Here is a 19,203-nt window from a genome sequence, read left to right as displayed (position 1 = left end):
AATATGGCTAAAATTTTATTAATATTGATTCTTATAGCGCCTTCCATTAATGCCGCAGGGCCTCGATGGGATAATTCAATAGATATAAACGCTCCTGATTTAACTGTATCAGCTGCCGCAGAGCAGTGCCATAAAAGCTTAATTAACGCGCCTGAGTATCTCGAAGAGTGGTGTGAAAAAGCTTATGAAATGGGATACTGGAAGGCACTGGTTACACTAAGCCTTCATAATGGAGATGGAACTCGATTATTAAAGGAGGCCAAAAAGCGGGTTGCGGCAAAAGAGCCAAAAGCTTATTCAACTTTAGCTTGGTTATATGGCAGTGGTATGTTTGTGGAGCAAGATATTAATTATGCTATTTCCCTTTACAAAGAATTTTTAGCATTAGATGCAGAATTGCCAAATTCGTTAGTTGCGGCTGCGCACTTTAAGTTAGCAAACTTATATGAATCGCAGCAGAATTGGCTTGCAGTAAATGAGCATGCACAATATGTTATTGACCACAGCCCTTTAGCTTATGATAAAGAACGAGCTGTTGATTTGATAGAGTTAGCTAAAAAAGAAATTTTGATTAAGAATAAATCATTGAATGAATAGACTAGACACCCATTCTGATTTTGCAGTTTAGTAAACAAAGTACTACCACTTTATATAGCGTTTCGTTCGGCGTGCATTTTGTATGGTGATGAGCTTTCTACAGGTCAACCTCAATTATCGCAGAGGCTGAGTTGAAGATAAGTTGCTTAAGCTCGAAAGGTGTTTTGTATTGATGTATGTGTTTACGCAGTTTTGAGTAACCACACTCAACACGCAGAGATAACTATAAGATTAAAGTTGTAATGAAATATGTAAGTCGATGCGCTTATCTAAGCGAGCTAATATAGAGGGAATGATTTGTTTTTTAGTGATAAGCAAAAAAATAAAGTGGAATTTTATGCACTTGTATATGTAATCTCGTTTTTATTGCCATTTCCCGCTTCGCTATATTCTGTTGCATTATCTCAATTAGGTGGTGTAGCACTTTGGCTGATTGGCTCAATAACATATATGATTGTTTACCTGCGAGTCGTGTCAGAATTACCAAAAGAGGATAGGTATTTTGTTACATGGGGTCAGGCAAGCTATTTTCCTCAACTGCTTTTTAAAGTAGCCCCTGTATTAATATTTATACTTTTATGCTTGTGTTGGGAAGTTTTTAGTGTTTAAAAACGAAGAGGTGTTTTTATTATTTCCCCCATGGAAGCTTTTACGTAGGTTCTTATTAGTAACGGTTATCTTACTTATAGGAACTGTTTATTCAGGCATGACATTGTTAACACAGTACTTTGATACAAGTCCTGAGTGGCTGTTGGGCATTTTGTTTTCCGTTGGAATTATGTTTTGCCTTTTAAACTTTAAAGTTAGTCAAGGCTCTTTTCTATGTGCAAAGTTATTGAAATACTATGCTCTATTTTTAGCTTTGATTTGCTTACCATCATTTATAATTTTAGAGGGAAGTGGTTATCATATAGCTACAGTTACTAATATAGCCTTTATGCTGCTGTCTTTTTATTTGATTAAAGGAAATAAATACCAAGGCTTAATTAAATATCAATATAACTTTTTTAAGGATATAAAAGACGCTCGGGCCGCTGTTGAAAAAGAGATAGCTAAAGGAAATAAGAGAAAGAAAAAGTAAGTCTGCATAGCTTTGCTTATTGAATTAAAATACAAAGGAACATAGATAAAAGTAGGGCGATGAGTATGTTAGCCGCGCAATGAAATTATGGCGTGGAGTTAAGGAATGTTATTCAAAAAGTGAAGTGTGTAACTTCACTGCAAAAGCGCTTTTATTTGCAATGAGCTATGAATATGCAGTTGCTCCTTACAGCTCTGAGAATAATGACGCTATTGAATTTTATAAATGGTGTTTTGAAAATTTAAATAAAGAACAAGGATAGGTAATGAATAAAATAAACATGGATGTAAATTACAGAACAATGGCCGGTAATGCGCGTTTAGTTATGCTAGGCGAATCAAGCCACAATCCCGCAATCTACAAATATGAAACTATAAAAGCACTTAGGCAACTTAAAACAGCTGGTTTTACCCATTTTGCAATTGAAATGTTACCTCGTTCTATGCAAGAAAAAATAGAGTTTTATCAACGAACAGGTAAAGGGTTTAATGTAATTCAGCAATATTTTAATGATAATTGGGCTTGGGGTTATTTAGTTCCTAAAGCATATGGCGAACTGGTTAAAGCCGCTCGGGAAGTAGGCTTAAAAATAATTGCACTTGATTTGACTTTGGATGAGATGGAGTCTATTGATAAATCGTGTGATTATGATAATTCATTAGCAGGTAATTGTTTTAATAGTCACACCATTAGAAATATGGTTTGGGCTCAAAATATAAGTAATATTTTAAATCAAACTAATCAAAATCGCGTTGTTGCTTTTATGCATCGTTGGCATGCTGTTAGATCAACTAAATATCAAGAAGGTCTTGATACACTTGTGAAAATGGAAGGCACGCTAAAACTTAGATTTATTGACTTTATTGGTGGTACTGCTTGTTACTCACAAAGAAGTTGTGAGGGTTATTCTGATGAAAAGGGTAATCTTAAAAAGCAATATTTTTCACGAGAAGGTTTTCCATTTCAAACTGCAGTAAAATCTTATCAAGTACACCTGCCTGAAAATAACTCGATAGTAAAAGGTATATAGTAGTGAAAAAGTTAATTTATACTTTTTTTGTACTTATATTATGTTTCGACTCATTTGCTGGAACTTTATTTCCAAAGCATGATATTAATGATCCTAAGTTATCCAAAAACACCGTGATACTTCAATGCCAAAAAAGCCTGATGTATGCGCCTAGACAGCTTGAAAAATGGTGCGAAAAAGCATACGAAATGGGATGTTGGCAGGCGCTAGAAGTTATAGGTTTACATACAAGTGATGGAAGCCGTTATATCACGGAGGCTCAATTACATGCTGAAAATGGTGATCCTGATGGAATCTTAGCATTGGCTTTTGCATATGAGTCTGGGCGTTTTGTTACTAAAAACTTACATAAATCGATTGCTTTATATAATCAATACTTAAATGAAAACCAAGGTATTGAAGAAGAGAAAATGAGAGTAATCAGAACCCATGAAGCTCTATATTTGATATATACAAAGTTAGGTGATTTTGAAAACGCAGCTAAACAGAAACGCTTTTTAGATGAAAGTAATTATAAAGAAAATAAAGAAGCTATATTAAAAAAACAAATGCGAGAAGCGGGAATATCTATTGACTCAGAACAATAAAATGCAATTTTAGTAAAATTGATACTTTGATATTCGCATGACAGATTTAATTGAAATAAAAAGGAGCTATAAACGCCAAACTTAAGGCGCTATAGAATTATTATGGAACAACACCACCAACAAACACTAACCAACCTTGTATACGATATTTACGAGGATCCAACCAAAATTGAAGAGCATCAAGAGCTTATTCAACCATTATTGAGCGATTTAGTCGCAACTGCGCCTGCGGGTTTTGAAGGCATGGCGACGATGATTAATACTCACATTTCAAACGGGTTTAAGTTTAAAAACCCTAAAATACAAAAGTTTGAGCTTGAGTCGGGCTTATTAAAGCTTAAAACCTACCTGCAAAAAATAAACCTTTAATTAGTTTCATAATTGCCAATACTCTCGGCGCAGTGTGTTGGCTGTAATCAAGGATGATAAATGACTCTTATAAATACCTGCATTTTAATGCTGTTTTTACAGCCATTATTTGTTTATTTAGCACTTTTTAAACAGTCAAAATATAGTGTTAAGCCCAAAAGCTCGTTAGATAATGAAGATTCAATGTTTTTATTTATTGCCCCTGGCTTATCGGTTTTTTATCTTGATCAGTTTTGGGTCGCGCTGCTTTATTTAGGTAGTGTGTGCTTATTGGGTGTATTGCTAGCTAAAATTGTAGAAAGTAAGGCAAGCAAGCGATTGACCAGAGACGATTCAATAGGGTTTATGGTCGCCAGTTTTATCTTTTTTGGAATGATAAAGTTAATTATTGTTGCGGCTGCGTATTTTTTTACCGATGACGCTTCAAGCGCGATAACAGAAGATTTAAGCCCAGTTAAAGAACCATCATTGACGATTAGCCAAATGTTTAGTGTGGATTATTTGTATAGCCAGTTTAAACCTACGGTTTATTTTTTAGCATTAATGGTCGTGACCTTAGTGCTCAAAATTATTGAGTACAAGTTTTCTTTAAAGGAGGCGCTTTCAGGTATACTTATTATGCTAAGTGCTATATTGGTTGGTATTTCACCACTATTTGGCGAAGCTTATATATTAGGCTTAATTGCTAACTTTTTTATCTTTTTTATAGTGTGTTCTACATGTATTGAAATAGACAAAATAGGGGATGCATCGGGTGGCGCTATTGCTATTTTGTATGGCTATATATTAATGATGGGACTTGGGTTTAGCATTATATGTAAGCTGGTTTATGAAGTGTTTTTTTAGGGAATGATTTATTGCTTGTTTTTTACTCTAAATGCTTGCAGTACGCTTTGTACCCAATTAGAATAAATTTTAGTTGAAATGGCAATTTCATTAACGCTGATAGTTAAGAGTTTAAAACGTCATTAAATAGCAATACGACACGTGTATTTTGAGGCTAACAGTAGGGAGTTGTATATTTTGTTATCACGTTTTAAAGCTTACTTTTTGGTAGTTGTATCTATTATCATTATTTTTACTACAACACAGGCTTGTGCAGATATGTTTGGTTTTTTTAATAAACAGGATTTTATTTTATCGGCTCCGATGAAGGGGCAGTTGTTAGATAAAGGGCGGCCTGTTGCAAATACTAAGGTTGTACGTGCGCTCACTTATGGTGATGAATATAAAGATGAAGCAATAACCGATGATAATGGTTTTTTTACCTTTACAGAAAAATCTATAAAAACGAGTAAGCCTACTAACATGTTTGATAATGAATCACTGGTTCAGCATGTTTATTTAGAAAATGGCACGCCTGAGGGCGTTGTGCTTTGGTACACAACCGTGTCTATGCACGAGGGGAGTGATACCCTAAAAAACTTACTTGCTAACTTAGAGTGTGATATTGCCGAAGAGCCACAAACATACGACATACCTATAGAAGAAGCGCCAGAGCATTTTTTTACCATATATGGTGCATGTAAAATGTAACTTTTAACATAATCATTTAAAGGGAATTTTATGAATACTTTAACTCCTACACAAGCTGTACAGGTTGCTTTGCTTGCTTATAAAGCAAAGAGTATTAAAAGTACCACGTTACTTAATAATTCTTTGCATCCTTCTCTACGGGGTAGTTTTAACTTTGGGGTTAGCCCTGAAGCAGTGCAAGGAATATCTGGTGGGTTTTTCTCTCATTTATTTGGTTTAAGTACTGGGTTTGGTTTGCTAGGGCATGGCCAAGGGCTGTATCAAGGTGATTCAGTGATCACTATTCGCGGCACGGCTTCACTTAGAGATGGTCTAACAGATGCACATTTTGGGTTAAGCGGTGGCTCTAACGGCAGTATGGTACATGCTGGGTTTAATAAAACCTTTTATAGTATGAAACCTGCACTACAAGAGTTTGTAGCGGCTAACATTCGAGACAAAATAACCGGCTGTGTGCACATTGTTGGTCATAGTTTAGGTGGGGCATTGGCTACGCTTTCAGCCGATTGGATAAAAGCAGAGTATTCGTTGCCGGTTAAATTATATACGTTCGGCTCACCAAGAGTGGGGCTTGATAACTTTTCACGGGCTGCCACCTCTCGTATTGATAAAATATACCGCTGTACACACGGCGCTGATCCAGTTACAAAAGTGCCTTTGTGGCCATTTTCACATGCGCCCTACAATGGCCAAGAAATTCGTCTTGATAATGGTCAGGGCCTTAAAGGCGCAGCACACAAGTTAAGTGGTACGCCAGGCTATGTTAATACTGCAAACAGTAATGATTGGGGTAATTTAACTGTAAAAGCAAACCACTTTTTAAGCACGCCGGTACGTTTGAAGTTTGAAGACAGAAATCAAGCTTCATTTAGTTCACATTGGGCAGATAAACTTGGCGCTGCGTTAGTTACCTTATTAAAAGATTCGGGCTACTACAGTGCTGTTGCGGCGCAAGCAGCCATAGGTACAGGTTTAACTTTTTACGATATGCTCGCGCGAACGCTTGATAAAATAGCCAAAGCGTCAGCTTCATTTGCAACACAAACCTTAGGTTTACTCGGGCACATGTTAGTGTTTGCTGGCAAAGTTATTAGTAAAGCCGTAGAGCTGACTTACAGTTTTATTAAATCGGTATTTGATTCAACTCTAGGGGCATTATATCGCGCTGCACGAGAAGGCTTAAATGGTTTAGATTAAGGTTTTATCAGCCTTAATCTCGCTCTAACAAAATAGCACCACTTTGGGTTTCACCTAAGTGGTCGTCTTTGTTATAAATAGGGCACTTACTCATTGATAAACACCCGCAGCCAATACAGCCATCAACCCGTTCACGTAAACGTTGCATATAAGCAATACGCTCATCAAGTTTCTCTTGCCATTGCTTTGAAAGTGCAGACCAATCTTTTTGGGTCGGCGTGCGTTGCTCTGGTAACGTTGCTAGAGTTTGTTTAATTTCTTCGAGCGTGATCCCCATCGCTTGTGCTGCTTTTATAACAGCGACTCGCCTTAGTACATCAGGTTTAAAGCGTCGTTGGTTGCCACTGTTTCGCCAGCTGCGTATTAGCCCTTTATTTTCGTAAAAGTGCAGTGTAGATACCTTAACGCCACTGCGTTTAGCGACAAACCCAACCGTTAAGTTGGCTTCAGTAAGCTTTTTTTGTACCGCCATCACTTTAATTCCTTTTAAAAATTAAATTATTTCTTATTGACCTGAACTTAACTTGAGGTTTTAAGCTTTGCTCCATCATAAGAAAAGGAGCTAACCCAATGCAAGAAAAATCAGCACACAATATCGCAATCATATATTCAAGTGGACGTAAAAATGGCAATACTACCGCGCAAGTTAATGCCTATAGTAAGCAACAAAGCGGCATTGTTTTTTGCTTAGATGATTATGTTATTTCACCTTATCGCTACGATAAGCAGTATCACAATGATGATTTTTATAATTTGTTTGAAGTGTTACTTCGTTACGAACATTGGGTAATTGCGTCACCTATTTATTGGTATAACACCACGCCACAAATGAAAGCATTTATAGATAGGATCACAGATTACATGGATGATGAGGCGTTAAAACCGAAGCTTAGAACTTTACGTCAAAAACAGTTTTCACTGTTGTCTAATGCTGCATCTCCCTCTGCACCAGACGCATTTATCGATATGTTTAAACATACATTCAATTATTTAGGGATGACGTTTATAGCGCACTCACATGTTCAGGCTAGTTAATTGCTTTAAATAGCGTTAGGGTAGGCTAAGCCAACAATAAAATGGAAACTTATGAAAACATCACTTTTAGGTCTTAGCCTTCTTTTAACTAGCTTTAGTAGTTTGGCAGCAGAGCCTGCGCCTGTTATTAAAGACTATGGTTATTTTTATAATGTGCCCGAGCATGTGTCTGATTTAAGCCAAGCACAGTTCAAGATAGCTTTTGATGTAGGTAAAGGCGCTGAAAAGGGCGCGCAAAATAATCATATTAATTCGTTAGCGCGCTTTATCAATATGCATGTGGCTCACGGCGTAAAACCAGAAAATATTCAGCTTGCGCTGGTGGTACACGGTGGAGCCAGCGTTGATGTACTTCAAAACAGTGATTATAAAGCTCGGTTTGAAAAAGATAACAAAACCGAATCTTTAATTAAACAGCTGCTTGCTAATAACACGCAGGTATATGTATGCGGGCAGTCGGCAATGCATATGAAGGTAGCAGCAGATCAGCTTATACCTGAGGTGAAAATGGCGCTTTCAGCGATGACAGCCCACGCCCAGTTACAGCAACAAGGCTATACATTGAATCCGTTTTAATGAATATTCTGTGTTTTGGTGATTCCAATACCTTTGGTATTTCTCCTGTTGATGGCAAACGGCTGAGCGAAATTGAACGCTGGCCTACTTTATTAAAGCAGCAGTTGGGCACCGGCTTTGAAGTGATTGAAGCCGGGGAGCCTAATCGTACTTTAGTCAATAACCCCCCGTTTATGGGAGATAAATCGGGCATTAAATATTTAAAACCGTATCTGGAAGCGCACACTGTTGATGTTGTTATTATTCAACTCGGTACTAATGACTTAAAAGCACGTTTTGCACTGTCTGCTATCGATATTGGCAAATCGCTTGAGGAGTTAATTTTAGCCATTAAAGCCTTTTATCACTGTAAAACAATACCAAAGATAATCATTATAAGCCCGCCCAAGGTTCATGAAGTCGGAAGTTATAAAAGCATTTACGCAGGTGCAGGTAAAAAAGTTGAACAATTATCTATTGAATTTAAAGCCGTCGCCTATCGTCACACGTGTGTATTTTTAGATTGTTATCCGCTGATAAAGCCATGTAATAAAGAGGGCATACACTTACCCGTTAGTGCGCATAGAGAGCTTGCTAATAGGTTGACACCTATAATAAAAAAAGCCGCCGTGTATTAAGCACAGCGGCTTTAATTTATTGCTTAGGGAGTGTATTAAAATTCGTAACTAACACTTAAGCGTGTTGTACGCGGCATAATGTAACGGCCATTGGGGGCGTCGGCATTGCGTGGGTCGCCTTCGGTGATACCTTGTTCATCGGTCAGGTTATCAATGGCTAATTGCAGTTTAATGCCTTCCATTGGTTCAATAATTAAACCTAAGTCTACTTTTTCGTAGCCATCAAGTGTTACGGTGTTTTCGTTATTACCAAAGCGGTCATCCACTGCTGACAAAGTACCATATAAAGTGGCATACATGCCGTCTACTTCAAAGTCATAGCTTGGTGTTACACGTACTTGCCATTTAGGTTGGCGCTGTGCGTCGTTACCTTTATTTTCAGGGCTTTCAGTGATTTCGGTCTGTTGTAATGTGGTATTTAAATTAACAGAAAAGCCAGATTCATGATTAAAGTTATAATCAAGTTCAACACCATACGCTTCGTTGGTTAAAATTTCAGCCGGTACTCCTGGGCGACTTACAAAGGTATCGCCTTTTACTTCATTGACAAAAAAGGTGGCGTAGAAGTCGGTAGAGTCTGAAATAAGTTTGTAACCTAGTTCGCCCTGCGTTACTTCTTTAATTAGTTTTTCACCCCCTTGGTATGCGCCAAAGTTATCTCTAAAGTCATCAAAATATGGCATTTTATAACCACGGTTAACACGTGCAAACACGCCCATGTCGTCATTAATTGAATAGTTTAGACCGGTTGTCCATGAGGTTTTACTTTCATCGTAATCAACGGCTTTAGTGATAATACCGTCAAGGTCTTCATCAACACTGTATTGCACGTCATGGTTTTCTTTACGTACACCTAAATCAAGCGTAAATGCATCTGCAAATTTGTATTGGCCTGTAAAGTAAAAAGCATTGGTGCGTGCATCGCCTGTTGAGCTAATATCGTAATTAAAACCACACCCGTCAGTGCTTTGGTTACATTCAATGCCATTTAATGACTCACCACCGGCTTCCAGCACGTGATACGCCGTATTGCCTAAGCTCCACCAATCGCTCGCAGATGTGCTTGCGGTGTAATAACCAAAAGTGGCCGATAAATCGCCAAATTGCTTTGAAAAGGCTAAGTCGTTAGTAAACGAGCTTATTTCTTTTAATACTACCCAGCGACCCAGTTGCTGAATCGCGGTGTCACTAGCATATTCGGTGTTAGTCACTGCACCGAATGCCGTTTGACCATTGTCAGCCACTTCACCAATTGTCGTTGCTGAACCATTAGGTACTAGGCCAAATGTATTGGCATCGCCTTTAGTAATATTAAAACGATCTATAAATTGCCAGCCATTATCAAATTCTAGTTTAATGCTACCGCCGGATACATGGCCATCCCATCCTCGGCCATCACCTAGGTCAATATCGTGTGCTTGCGCATCTGGGCCGGTAAAAATCGTCGCTTGACGGTTAAGTGTGCCTAATTGAGTATACTGGGCGTCAATTCCGTCAACGTTTAATGGGGTGGGTAAGTACCAAGCACCGTGATCGTCTGTTTGACGGGTATAAAAGTTAAGCTCGCCATTGTCTAACTCTTTAGTAATGTTAATTGTAAATTGGCTTCCTTTTTCTGAGGTAAACCCTGCATCACGAATACCCGGTGAGCTTTTAACATAGCCGCCTACCATGAAATATAGGTCGTCGGTGATTTCACCACTTAGCACAGCATCAACCCGTTGTAAGTCGTAATCTGAGGTGGTGTATTTAAATAAGCCTTGAGTATCTTCACTGCCACGCTTTAACCTAAAGTTGGTTGTTAAACCAGGCTGACCATTGGATAGCACAGGGTTAGGACCACCACGCAGTGCTTCCATCGTTTCAATCGTTTCATCGATTCTAAATAACGATGAGTTTTCTAAAAATGAAAGAGTAGGCGCAGGGTAAACTGGCGAGCCTTCAATACTGAGTGTTAAAAATGGCGCATCACCACCTCCTGGAAAACCACGTACAAATACGTTGGCACCAGACTCACCACCAGAGCTTTCTACCCACACACCGGGAACAGCTTTAAATAAGTCAGCAGTACTTTTTGGTGATAATTTTATAATTTGTGATGAATCAATATTTGTTACTGCGTAGCTGGCATCAATTTTTCTGATCCCAACACCTGCGGGGGTACCAGAAACGACAATTCGCTCAACTTTTTTTTCTTTTGCTTGTTCTGCTGCAACAGCAGCGTGTGTGCTTAGGGCTAAAGTAATTGCACAGGCTAGCATGCTTTTTGCTTTATTGAATTTCATGTGTGAGATCCCGTTTTTAGTGTGTTAAACAGTGTGTATTACAGCGAGATTGATTAAATTTTAATGTAAACAAGCTGTATAAATTGAAACTCTAGAGATAAATGCAAACGTTTGCAATATTTATTTGTAAATTATTTATTAATATGGGCTGTTGTTTTATTGAGCGTAATTACACAAGAGCGTAACTTTTAAGTTAATGGGCAAGCCAGTAAAAAATAATAATGCTATATTGTCAGTAAGTTAGATATAGCATCAGCCGAAGTGGAGCGTTTAGGGTTTTATGAATAATAAAAAAATTAAATTAGCTGATTTAGCAAAGCTTGCAGGGGTGTCTACCTCAACGGTTTCGCGCGCGCTGAATAATAACCCGCTTATAAAACAAGAAACCCGTGACAAGCTTCAGCAGCTTGCAAAAAAACATAATTTTAGCCTTAACACGGCAGCTAGCCGTTTACGTACGCAAAAAACCAATGTTGTTGCCGTCATTATTAATCTTGATGAGCAAACCGAGCAGTCAATCAGCGATCCATTTTTACTCAAGGTAGTGAGCGAAATTAACCTTGCGCTTAATCAGCAGGGTTTAGAGTTGTTGTTATCTAACTCTATTATGGCGCAAGATGACTGGGCTAATTACTTTATTAATGGCCGCCGAGCAGACGGTATTATTGTTGTGGGGCAAGGAAAAAGCCAAACTAATATAGAAGCGGCTGCCGATGCGGGTATTCCTTTAGTTGTATGGGGGGATCCAAAAACACAAAGCAATTATCCTATTGTCGGCAGCGATAACTACTTAGGAGGAATGCAAGCGACCGCTCATTTAATAGAACACGGTGCTAAAAGTATTTTATTTTTAGGCGATCCTGAGCATGGTGAAATTAGTGAAAGGCATCGTGGTTACGCTGCTGCACTTTCTACTCATAAACTTGAGCAGCATGTTATATCCATTGATATTACCAGTCGCTCAGCGTATCAAGCAATTAATCAGTTATTACGTGAAAAAGGTTTATATTTTGACGCGATAATGGCCTGTAGTGACATGGTTGCACTGGGGGCGATGAAAGCGCTGAAAGAGCGCTATGTAAGTATTCCCAACGATGTGGCACTGGTTGGATTTGATGACATTGCCATGGCTGATATTAGCCATCCCTCTCTTTCTACGATTAAACAAAACACCCAATTTGCTGCGACTTTGTTAGTTAAAAAGTTAATACAGCAGTTTTCAGGTGAAAAAGCCGAATCACAAGTTATTGATATAGAATTAATTACTCGCCAGTCAAGCAAACGTTAACTTAGTATGCATGTATATTAATTGTTAAATTTAAAATGCAAACGATTGCAATGGTATTTGTTCTACACTAAACTCTGGACTCACTGGCTAACACACACGGTAATTTACCCCTATTGGTAATTTGCTTTTTATAAAAGTTATGGCGTATGTAGCTATAAACGAGGCAAGCAATGAGTAAAATAAAAATCACACTGGCAATTGCTGCAAGCTATTTTATTTTCGCAATACTATTAAATAGCGTAGGCACTGTTATTTTGCAGGCTATAAACACACTAGGAGTAAGCAAAACAGAAGCGTCGGTTTTAGAGGGGTTTAAAGACTTATCAATTGCAATAATGTCATTTGTTGTTGCTTCATTTATACCACGTTTAGGCTACAAGCTTGCAATGCTGCTAGCACTGATAGTTGTCGCTATAGCGTGTTTGAGTACGGCTGTAATAAGTGACTTTTACATGTTTAAAGTGTTATTTGCTGCTGTGGGTTGTGGTTTTGCGGTCGTTAAGGTGTCGGTTTATTCAATTATTGGCCAAGTGACTGAGGATGCAAATAGTCACTCATCATTACTAAACACGATAGAAGGCATTTTTATGGTGGGTGTATTAAGTGGCTATTGGGTATTCACCGCATTTATAGACCCTGTTGATAGCAATGCGTGGTTGAATGTTTATTACCTATTAGCAGCGCTTACGCTTTTGGTGGTTGTTAGTGTTGTGATAGCACCAATAAAGCCTGCTATCAAAGGTCAAAGAAGCAACTCGGGTTGGAATGACTTTATTGCTATGCTCAAACTTACCTATCAACCGTTAGTGCTGATTTTTATTATTAGTGCATTTTTGTATGTGTTAATCGAGCAAGGGGTAGGGACTTGGTTGCCTACATTTAATAATCAAGTTTTGCAATTACCAGTAGCTATTAGTATACAACTAGCGAGTATTTTTGCCGCAGCTCTTGCTTTAGGGCGCTTAGTGGCGGGCCAAGTATTAAAGCATATTCATTGGTTTGTAGTACTTAGCTGTTGTTTAGTTGCTATGGCTGCGTTGATCATTATTACCTTACCACTAACGGAAAACTTACCTAAAAGCGAGGTGAATAGTTTATTTGATGCGCCTCTGGCGGCGTTTGTTTTGCCATTAATTGGCTTTTTTATGGCGCCCATTTATCCGGTACTCAACTCAGTCATGCTCAGTGCGCTTCAAAAGCATCAACATGCTGCAATGACAGGGTTAATCGTTGTGTTTTCAGCACTTGGTGGCACCACAGGGTCGGTGATAACCGGGTATGTATTTGAGCACTTTAGTGGCCAGCATGCTTTTTATCTTTCACTTGTGCCCATTAGTTTAATTTTTATTAGCGTGATTATCTTTAAAAAACGCACCCATGCCATTTCACAACACGCAGTCAATAGTTAATAGATTAGGACAGTTATGAGTTTTTTTAATAGCCAATTATTTAAAGATGTACAAACACAGCACATATTTAGCGACTGTAAAACGTTTGCAGATGCAACTGCGCGTGTTGATTGGCAAAGTGCCTGTATACAGTATGAGCAAATAGCACCCCTTGATAAAACTCAATTAAGAGACTTTGTTGATGCGCATTTTATAACAACGCCTTTATTAACAATGAAAGCGGCTGCAAATACCACCAGTGTAAAAGGCTACATAAACTCACTGTGGAGCGGCCTTCGACGTGAAGCCGATACACCCAAAGCTAATTCTTTACTCGCTTTAAAGCACAGCTATATTGTACCTGGTGGACGTTTTCAAGAAATTTATTATTGGGATAGTTATTTTACTGCGCTGGGTTTAATTGATGCAGATAAAAGTGATGTAGTAGAAGACATGCTACAGAATTTTATAGATTTAATTAATGATTACGGCTGTATTCCCAATGGTAACCGCAGTTATTATTTATCGCGTTCACAACCGCCTATTTTAGCGCTGATGGTTGAGCTTTTATGGCAGCACACACACAGTAAAACACATAATTTAGCTTGGCTTAAATTGTGTGTTGAAGCTTTAATAAAAGAGCACGCATTTTGGATGCAAGGAGCAGGTACACTCGATGATGCGCAAACAAGTGTAAAACGCGTAGTAACAATGCCATGTGGTGGGGTATTAAATCGCTATTGGGATGATGAGGCGGCTCCTCGCGCAGAGTCATTAAGAGAAGACTTAGCGCTTGCATCAGGATTTAGTAATGATAAAAAACCTGAGTTTTATCGTAATATTCGTGCTGCGTGCGAATCTGGGTGGGACTTTAGCTCGCGCTGGTTAGCCGAGTCAAACTTACTAAGCTCAATTCAAACGACAGATATTGTACCTATAGATCTAAATTGCCTACTGTACAATTTAGAAAATCAGCTTAGTGAATGTTTTAAATTGCTTGGCAATGAGCAACAATCACAAACGTACAGCAACTATGCTGTAAAAAGAAAGTCGCTTATTAATCAATATCTTTGGAGCAATGAGAAGCGTTTTTTTGTTGATTATAATCATAAGCTATCTAAGCCGTCTGCTATTTTAAGTGCAGCGGCAAGTACCGCGCTTTTTGTTAATTTAGCCTCGCAACAGCAAGCTGAACTGGTTGCAAACGTATTGAGCGAGCAGTTTTTAAAAGCAGGCGGCATTGTAACCACTGTTGTTGATACTCCACAGCAATGGGACAGCCCGAATGGCTGGGCTCCATTACAATGGTTTGCGGTAAAAGGCTTGCGTAATTATGGTATTGAACAATTAGCTACACGCATAATGAAAAACTGGCTAACAATGGTAGAACAAGATTTTATTGAAAATAAATGCTTGCTCGAAAAATATAATGTATGCACACCGCAAAAAAAAGCCAGCGGGGGGGAATATCAAGTACAACAAGGATTTGGTTGGACTAACGGTGTAACATCGCGCTTTTATATGCTTACTAAAGATTGATTTGCCTTAACTGCTTTACAGAGTAATCCACTACTAAGGTATACCAAAAGAGCATTGTGTTTTGTAGTTAATTTAGGTAATGTGACATAAACGTTTCAAGGATGAATTTTATGTTAAATAAGAAGTGTGCATTTATCAAAACAACGTTTAAATCTTCTGCTTATGCAGCTAGCTACACTACTGTTTTAAATACGTTAAATGTATTGTTTAAAGATATTAAAATGGATGATGCGCTTCCTAAAATTGGGCAACGAGATAATGTTGAGTTGTTCCTCATCGATGGTGCTGATAAAGATTGGCACTCATTGATCCCTGCCGAATTAATTTGTTTAGCTAAGCAACATAAGGTGATTTTATTTAATGTTGAATCAAGTGCTGTATGTGAGAAAAACTTATTATTAAACCACTTCAATGGTGTTTTTTATAGCTCAGATGCTGCAGAGGATATTTTTAAAGCGCTTGTAAGAATAACCGATGGCGAGCTATGGTTTACTCGTAAAGTGATTTCTGGTGCATTCAAAGATATATTAAATGCAGCCTCATCTCACAATTTATTGCACGACGACATAGTACTTAGTAAATCGGATTACGAAAACTTAACTAAACGCGAAAAATCGGTAATTCAATTAATAGCGCAGGGTGCGAGTAACGATAAAATAGCGAACAAACTCAATATTAGTGATCACACAGTGAAAACCCACCTTTATAGTGCGTTTAAAAAGACTCAATCGCGTAACCGTATAGAGCTTGCAAATTGGGCACAGCGCTATATTTCGGTATTACTTCCATTAGATAATTAAATGAAAAGGCTATATGTATAGCCTTTTATTTTTTAAGCTTGTTTTTTAGCCCAAAGTCCTCGATCTATGCCTTTAGTAATTAAATCAGTAAGCGCTTTTTCTATGGCTTGTGTCACGCAAATACTCATAGGTTCGTTATCACTAAATCCAGCTTCGGCTTCGGCTAAACGTTTGTAACTAACATATCTAAAGAAGCCTGCTCGCATTTCTTGGCTCAATACTTTTTTGCTGGTGGCTACTGATAACAGTACTTGCCCAGTTCTTACATCGACTGCGCGCAAATAAATTGAGATTGCATCTTCACGATATAGCTCAGAGGCACCAATACCAAAGTATTCCATCCCTAATCCGCCAGTTTTTACATTGGTATCGTAGCTAATAATGCCACCTTCTAAAATAATTTTAGCGGTGGTTAATGGCGGTAGCTCGCCTTGACTAGGGTTAGTCGCTTGTGCCGCTCTAATAATTTTTCGTTCAGTCAAAATATTTTGCAAACCCTCACGTTCAACCGGCGTAAACCAGTCAGACTCATGTAATGCTTGCACTAGAATAGAGTTTGCACCTTGAGTGACGGCCGTTGAAAACGAGCTAACATTAGTCTGTGGTTTATATTGACCGGTTTGATCGCGAAATGAATAAACCGAAACTGGAATGCTACCCGCAGGTTTAGGTAAGCTTTTTAAATCAGAAAAAACATCTGTTGGCTCTAACGTTACCGCACTTTGTTTTGACGGAGGAATTAAATTACCCATAGTAGAGCAACCACTAAGAGAAAGAGCGATTGTTATTATAATTACTTTATACATTATCCAAACCTCGGAACTTCAATGATCACCACAGAGTCATCAATTATGTTTGTTATTTTTACAGTGATTGTGTCGGTTGTGCTGGTGATGACTTCTATTTGATAATCACCACTCATAAATATAGAGTCTTGGTTAAAAATACTGTCTTCAATATTTTCGCCAAAGGCCATATCTGTTATTTCTCTAACCATACGGTTTAAGTATGTTCGCTCTAATGAGTCTTGAAATTGCTCAGCGTATCCTTTTTCGACAACCGGTGCTCTATGTTTATTTTGTGCTTGTGCCTTACTAAGTAACATATTGGCATTGAGTGGATTACCGCCAAAGCTCGGGTTAATAGGGGTATAAATAATTTCAGTAGCGGAGACTGAAAAGCTTAAAGTTGTTATTATTGTTAATGCTATTTTTTTCATTTTTACCATCCATTTAATGCCATATCAGGAGAGGAGACTTTCATATTGGAACGCGCCATGGCGTCTATAACTGTGTAAACAGCTTGTTCTACACGTTCATCAAGTGGCTCTAGTCTTCGCCCTAAGTATGTTGCATAAACAACTTGATTATTCATTATTAAGGTTAATTTCGTACCTGCTTTTGGAATGACGGTTTCTTTAATCTCTATATTAAAGCCAGCGGTAGAGGGGAGATCTCGCCAGTAATTAGAAAATTCGTAATAAAACTGATGACCAAAGCGACTAATACTACGATCGAGCAATAAACCATCTATCTCTAGGTCATCAGCAGCCGTTACCACTGGTGAACAAAAGAGTAAAACGGCAAGTAAGTAGGTGTGTTTTGTTTTTATCATAAAGAAAAAAGGGAGAGTCAATCTCCCTCTCATTTATCAATTACATTTGTGTAATTGTTGTTGTATTGCCATCACCCAATTGAGTAACAGAAACAGTGCTATTAAAACCAATAACAGCGCCTTCAACAATATTATCATTACCAGTTTGAGTAACATTAAATGCTACATTTTCACCACCGAGTAAAAATGCTGAATCATCAGTTCCAATAACCCAGTTTCCAATACCTTCTTGTGAAATATCAACGCTATGACCATTTCCTTCAACCATCATATCCACAAGGTTGATGTCGCCATTTTGGGCAATATCAATTTGGTTTGAGTTACTATCTAAGATACCAGCAAGAGTTACGATTGCCTCGTTCTGATTACCAGTTTGGTTAATATCGATATCATTATTGTTAGACGTTAATGCCATATTCGGGTAAGAAGACTGAACTAAAATTGCATTCTCATCACCGGCTTGAGTTAGATTAACGTCATTGTCTGAGCCATTAAAGTTAGCTAAATGCGCTGAATTTAAATTTCCCATTTGATTAATATCAAATTCGTTATTTGAGCCTAATACACCCATGTATGCTTCGTTAGATGCACCATTTTGGTTTGCTTTTAACTCATTATTGTCACCAATAAGTTCTGCAGTAACCATGTTCTCAGTATCAACTTGGGTAATTTCAACTTCATTACCTTGGCCTTCGAACAAAGCCGAATCGGCTACGTTATCAGTACCTTCTTGGTCGATATCAATGCTGTTTTCACTGCCGACTACATCAGTGAAGGCAACCGCATTTGTATTACCTTCTTGCTCAACGAGAATTTCATTAACATCACCTGAAATATTATTAAAAGTGACCGCATTTCTGTCACCTTCTTGCACAACATCAATTTCGTTATCATTGCCTTGTAGCGAAGTAACTTTAAATGTGTTCCAGAAGCCCGCTTGGCTAAGGTATATTAAATTATCATCACCGGTTAGCATTGATACTTCGGCTTCACTCCATTCACCGCTTTGAAAAGCAGTAATTTCATTGGCATTGCCTTGCATGTCCATGTTGTAAAACCAATGTCCACCAGAGCCTTGCTCTACTTCAACGTAGTTATCATCGCCAGTTACAATATTAATAGCTTCGTTGTTAACTAAAAAGCCTTGACCGTTTTGGCTAACGTAAACATTATTATTATTACCTGTAACCTCTGTTAATGCGCCATTTGCAGTACCATCTTGAAAATAGGCTTGATCGTTATTGTCGCCAACGGTCGTTACTTTAGTGTAATTGCCAAACTGTAATTGGGTGACTTCATTTGTATTGTTTTCACCAATGGTTTCTACAATCATGGTGTTACTGTCACCGTCTTGCATGAGCACCGCAGTATTATTGTTAAGGACTTGCTCTAAAGTAATTGAGTTTGAATCGCTTTGAATTGAAACTTGTGCGCTTAAAGGTGAGGTCGATACATTTTTATCTGCCGTGTTGGCGTGAACAGCAAAGCTTGATCCCATTGCTATTGCAATAGCACAGCTAAGAATTGACTTATTTAGTCTCATTATTATTCTCCTTGAAATACAAAATTAAACACCTTGATTATTTATTGAGTTTTAATAAGGTGTTTGTCGTTACAGCATGCCGTGCTGTGATAATGTGTGATTAACTTTTTTATTCTTAAAC

22 protein-coding genes and 1 pseudogene are annotated in these 19,203 nt (G+C 38.1%); 17 read left to right on the top strand and 6 right to left on the bottom strand.

Annotation, left to right across the window (positions count from 1 at the left end; translation table 11 throughout):
- Positions 1-3 precede the first annotated feature (3 nt).
- From CWB78_RS04140 to CWB78_RS04095, 10 genes and pseudogenes are all read left to right on the top strand, one after another.
- Entirely contained in the window at positions 4-597 is a 594-nt protein-coding gene (locus tag CWB78_RS04140) for a hypothetical protein (RefSeq protein WP_138594333.1), read from the top strand.
- 82 nt (positions 598-679) lie between these two features.
- A pseudogene (locus tag CWB78_RS19105) lies at positions 680-804 on the top strand (Mobile element protein); the annotation flags it as partial.
- Positions 805-1,198: 394 nt separating this feature from the next.
- The gene (locus tag CWB78_RS04130) at positions 1,199-1,678 is read left to right on the top strand and encodes a hypothetical protein (RefSeq protein ID WP_138594331.1); all 480 of its coding nucleotides are present in this window, start codon (positions 1,199-1,201) and stop codon (positions 1,676-1,678) included.
- A 79-nt stretch (positions 1,679-1,757) separates the two neighbouring features.
- A complete protein-coding gene (locus tag CWB78_RS04125) occupies positions 1,758-1,940 on the top strand; it encodes a hypothetical protein (RefSeq protein WP_249930388.1) in 183 nt (60 codons plus the stop codon).
- Positions 1,941-1,943: 3 nt separating this feature from the next.
- Positions 1,944-2,708: a ChaN family lipoprotein gene (locus tag CWB78_RS04120; RefSeq protein ID WP_138594329.1), complete on the top strand. Its 765-nt coding sequence runs from the start codon at positions 1,944-1,946 to the stop codon at positions 2,706-2,708.
- Positions 2,709-2,710: 2 nt separating this feature from the next.
- On the top strand, positions 2,711-3,295 hold the full coding sequence (locus tag CWB78_RS04115) for an SEL1-like repeat protein (protein WP_138594327.1): 585 nt from the start codon (positions 2,711-2,713) through the stop codon (positions 3,293-3,295).
- A 102-nt stretch (positions 3,296-3,397) separates the two neighbouring features.
- Positions 3,398-3,664: a hypothetical protein gene (locus tag CWB78_RS04110; protein ID WP_075170025.1), complete on the top strand. Its 267-nt coding sequence runs from the start codon at positions 3,398-3,400 to the stop codon at positions 3,662-3,664.
- A gap of 60 nt (positions 3,665-3,724) precedes the next feature.
- Complete coding sequence (locus tag CWB78_RS04105; protein ID WP_075170024.1) at positions 3,725-4,510, top strand: hypothetical protein; 786 nt, start codon at positions 3,725-3,727, stop codon at positions 4,508-4,510.
- Positions 4,511-4,687: 177 nt separating this feature from the next.
- Positions 4,688-5,200 (top strand): DUF6795 domain-containing protein, encoded by a 513-nt coding sequence (locus CWB78_RS04100; RefSeq protein ID WP_081374099.1) that lies wholly within the window; start codon positions 4,688-4,690, stop codon positions 5,198-5,200.
- A 30-nt stretch (positions 5,201-5,230) separates the two neighbouring features.
- The gene (locus CWB78_RS04095) at positions 5,231-6,397 is read left to right on the top strand and encodes a lipase family protein (protein WP_013462988.1); all 1,167 of its coding nucleotides are present in this window, start codon (positions 5,231-5,233) and stop codon (positions 6,395-6,397) included.
- A 13-nt stretch (positions 6,398-6,410) separates the two neighbouring features.
- On the opposite strand, the gene soxR is transcribed toward CWB78_RS04095, so the two are convergent.
- On the bottom strand, positions 6,411-6,869 hold the full coding sequence (soxR, locus tag CWB78_RS04090; RefSeq protein ID WP_055011513.1) for a redox-sensitive transcriptional activator SoxR: 459 nt from the start codon (positions 6,867-6,869) through the stop codon (positions 6,411-6,413).
- 98 nt (positions 6,870-6,967) lie between these two features.
- Here soxR and CWB78_RS04085 point away from each other — a divergent pair, with 98 nt between their 5' ends.
- From CWB78_RS04085 to CWB78_RS04075, 3 genes are read left to right on the top strand one after another with little or no spacing between them, the layout of a single operon-like run.
- Complete coding sequence (locus CWB78_RS04085) at positions 6,968-7,432, top strand: flavodoxin family protein (RefSeq protein WP_138594325.1); 465 nt, start codon at positions 6,968-6,970, stop codon at positions 7,430-7,432.
- A gap of 51 nt (positions 7,433-7,483) precedes the next feature.
- On the top strand, positions 7,484-8,008 hold the full coding sequence (locus CWB78_RS04080) for a DsrE family protein (RefSeq protein ID WP_138594323.1): 525 nt from the start codon (positions 7,484-7,486) through the stop codon (positions 8,006-8,008).
- Entirely contained in the window at positions 8,008-8,625 is a 618-nt protein-coding gene (locus tag CWB78_RS04075; protein WP_138594321.1) for a GDSL-type esterase/lipase family protein, read from the top strand. The genes CWB78_RS04080 and CWB78_RS04075 overlap by 1 nt, the downstream gene beginning before the upstream one ends.
- Before the next feature lie 35 nt (positions 8,626-8,660).
- On the opposite strand, the gene CWB78_RS04070 is transcribed toward CWB78_RS04075, so the two are convergent.
- A complete protein-coding gene (locus CWB78_RS04070) occupies positions 8,661-10,910 on the bottom strand; it encodes a TonB-dependent receptor (protein WP_138594319.1) in 2,250 nt (749 codons plus the stop codon).
- Positions 10,911-11,190: 280 nt separating this feature from the next.
- On the opposite strand from CWB78_RS04070, the gene CWB78_RS04065 reads away from it, so the two are divergent.
- The 4 genes from CWB78_RS04065 (at position 11,191) to CWB78_RS04050 (ending at position 15,925) form a co-directional block, all read left to right on the top strand.
- Entirely contained in the window at positions 11,191-12,198 is a 1,008-nt protein-coding gene (locus tag CWB78_RS04065; RefSeq protein WP_138594317.1) for a LacI family DNA-binding transcriptional regulator, read from the top strand.
- A 170-nt stretch (positions 12,199-12,368) separates the two neighbouring features.
- Entirely contained in the window at positions 12,369-13,607 is a 1,239-nt protein-coding gene (locus CWB78_RS04060) for an MFS transporter (RefSeq protein WP_138594315.1), read from the top strand.
- A 15-nt stretch (positions 13,608-13,622) separates the two neighbouring features.
- Positions 13,623-15,125 carry an alpha,alpha-trehalase TreF gene (treF, locus tag CWB78_RS04055; RefSeq protein WP_138594313.1) on the top strand — a complete coding sequence of 501 codons (1,503 nt, stop codon included), beginning with the start codon at positions 13,623-13,625 and terminating at the stop codon, positions 15,123-15,125.
- A 110-nt stretch (positions 15,126-15,235) separates the two neighbouring features.
- Complete coding sequence (locus CWB78_RS04050) at positions 15,236-15,925, top strand: response regulator transcription factor (RefSeq protein ID WP_010389322.1); 690 nt, start codon at positions 15,236-15,238, stop codon at positions 15,923-15,925.
- Between the two features lie 32 nt (positions 15,926-15,957).
- Here CWB78_RS04050 and CWB78_RS04045 read toward each other — a convergent pair whose 3' ends face one another.
- The 4 genes from CWB78_RS04045 to CWB78_RS04030 are packed head-to-tail and all read right to left on the bottom strand — an operon-like array spanning position 15,958 to position 19,082.
- Positions 15,958-16,731: a CsgG/HfaB family protein gene (locus tag CWB78_RS04045; protein WP_010389319.1), complete on the bottom strand. Its 774-nt coding sequence runs from the start codon at positions 16,729-16,731 to the stop codon at positions 15,958-15,960.
- The gene (locus tag CWB78_RS04040; protein WP_010389317.1) at positions 16,731-17,153 is read right to left on the bottom strand and encodes a curli assembly protein CsgF; all 423 of its coding nucleotides are present in this window, start codon (positions 17,151-17,153) and stop codon (positions 16,731-16,733) included. Before CWB78_RS04040 ends, CWB78_RS04045 begins: the two co-directional genes overlap by 1 nt.
- Entirely contained in the window at positions 17,147-17,539 is a 393-nt protein-coding gene (locus tag CWB78_RS04035; RefSeq protein ID WP_010389316.1) for a curli production assembly/transport protein CsgE, read from the bottom strand. Before CWB78_RS04035 ends, CWB78_RS04040 begins: the two co-directional genes overlap by 7 nt.
- Before the next feature lie 40 nt (positions 17,540-17,579).
- Entirely contained in the window at positions 17,580-19,082 is a 1,503-nt protein-coding gene (locus CWB78_RS04030) for a curlin (RefSeq protein WP_138594311.1), read from the bottom strand.
- Between the last annotated feature and the right edge of the window lie 121 nt (positions 19,083-19,203).

The sequence above is a fragment of the Pseudoalteromonas sp. S1612 genome (assembly GCF_005887175.1).
In the GTDB taxonomy this organism is placed as follows: domain Bacteria; phylum Pseudomonadota; class Gammaproteobacteria; order Enterobacterales; family Alteromonadaceae; genus Pseudoalteromonas; species Pseudoalteromonas undina.
Note: the sequence above shows the minus strand (reverse complement) of the source record. Positions and strands in the feature narration are given on the sequence as shown.

Coding starts and splice junctions, on each gene's coding strand:
- CWB78_RS04105 (WP_075170024.1), top strand. CDS start 3,725: ATGACTCTTATAAATACCTGCATTTTAATGCTGTTTTTACAGCCATTA.
- treF (WP_138594313.1), top strand. CDS start 13,623: ATGAGTTTTTTTAATAGCCAATTATTTAAAGATGTACAAACACAGCAC.
- CWB78_RS04080 (WP_138594323.1), top strand. CDS start 7,484: ATGAAAACATCACTTTTAGGTCTTAGCCTTCTTTTAACTAGCTTTAGT.
- CWB78_RS04065 (WP_138594317.1), top strand. CDS start 11,191: ATGAATAATAAAAAAATTAAATTAGCTGATTTAGCAAAGCTTGCAGGG.
- CWB78_RS04140 (WP_138594333.1), top strand. CDS start 4: ATGGCTAAAATTTTATTAATATTGATTCTTATAGCGCCTTCCATTAAT.
- CWB78_RS04045 (WP_010389319.1), bottom strand. CDS start 16,731: ATGTATAAAGTAATTATAATAACAATCGCTCTTTCTCTTAGTGGTTGC.
- CWB78_RS04050 (WP_010389322.1), top strand. CDS start 15,236: ATGTTAAATAAGAAGTGTGCATTTATCAAAACAACGTTTAAATCTTCT.
- CWB78_RS04040 (WP_010389317.1), bottom strand. CDS start 17,153: ATGGTAAAAATGAAAAAAATAGCATTAACAATAATAACAACTTTAAGC.
- CWB78_RS04085 (WP_138594325.1), top strand. CDS start 6,968: ATGCAAGAAAAATCAGCACACAATATCGCAATCATATATTCAAGTGGA.
- CWB78_RS04095 (WP_013462988.1), top strand. CDS start 5,231: ATGAATACTTTAACTCCTACACAAGCTGTACAGGTTGCTTTGCTTGCT.
- CWB78_RS04035 (WP_010389316.1), bottom strand. CDS start 17,539: ATGATAAAAACAAAACACACCTACTTACTTGCCGTTTTACTCTTTTGT.
- soxR (WP_055011513.1), bottom strand. CDS start 6,869: ATGGCGGTACAAAAAAAGCTTACTGAAGCCAACTTAACGGTTGGGTTT.
- CWB78_RS04060 (WP_138594315.1), top strand. CDS start 12,369: ATGAGTAAAATAAAAATCACACTGGCAATTGCTGCAAGCTATTTTATT.
- CWB78_RS04075 (WP_138594321.1), top strand. CDS start 8,008: ATGAATATTCTGTGTTTTGGTGATTCCAATACCTTTGGTATTTCTCCT.
- CWB78_RS04110 (WP_075170025.1), top strand. CDS start 3,398: ATGGAACAACACCACCAACAAACACTAACCAACCTTGTATACGATATT.
- CWB78_RS04030 (WP_138594311.1), bottom strand. CDS start 19,082: ATGAGACTAAATAAGTCAATTCTTAGCTGTGCTATTGCAATAGCAATG.
- CWB78_RS04070 (WP_138594319.1), bottom strand. CDS start 10,910: ATGAAATTCAATAAAGCAAAAAGCATGCTAGCCTGTGCAATTACTTTA.
- CWB78_RS04120 (WP_138594329.1), top strand. CDS start 1,944: ATGAATAAAATAAACATGGATGTAAATTACAGAACAATGGCCGGTAAT.
- CWB78_RS04125 (WP_249930388.1), top strand. CDS start 1,758: ATGAAATTATGGCGTGGAGTTAAGGAATGTTATTCAAAAAGTGAAGTG.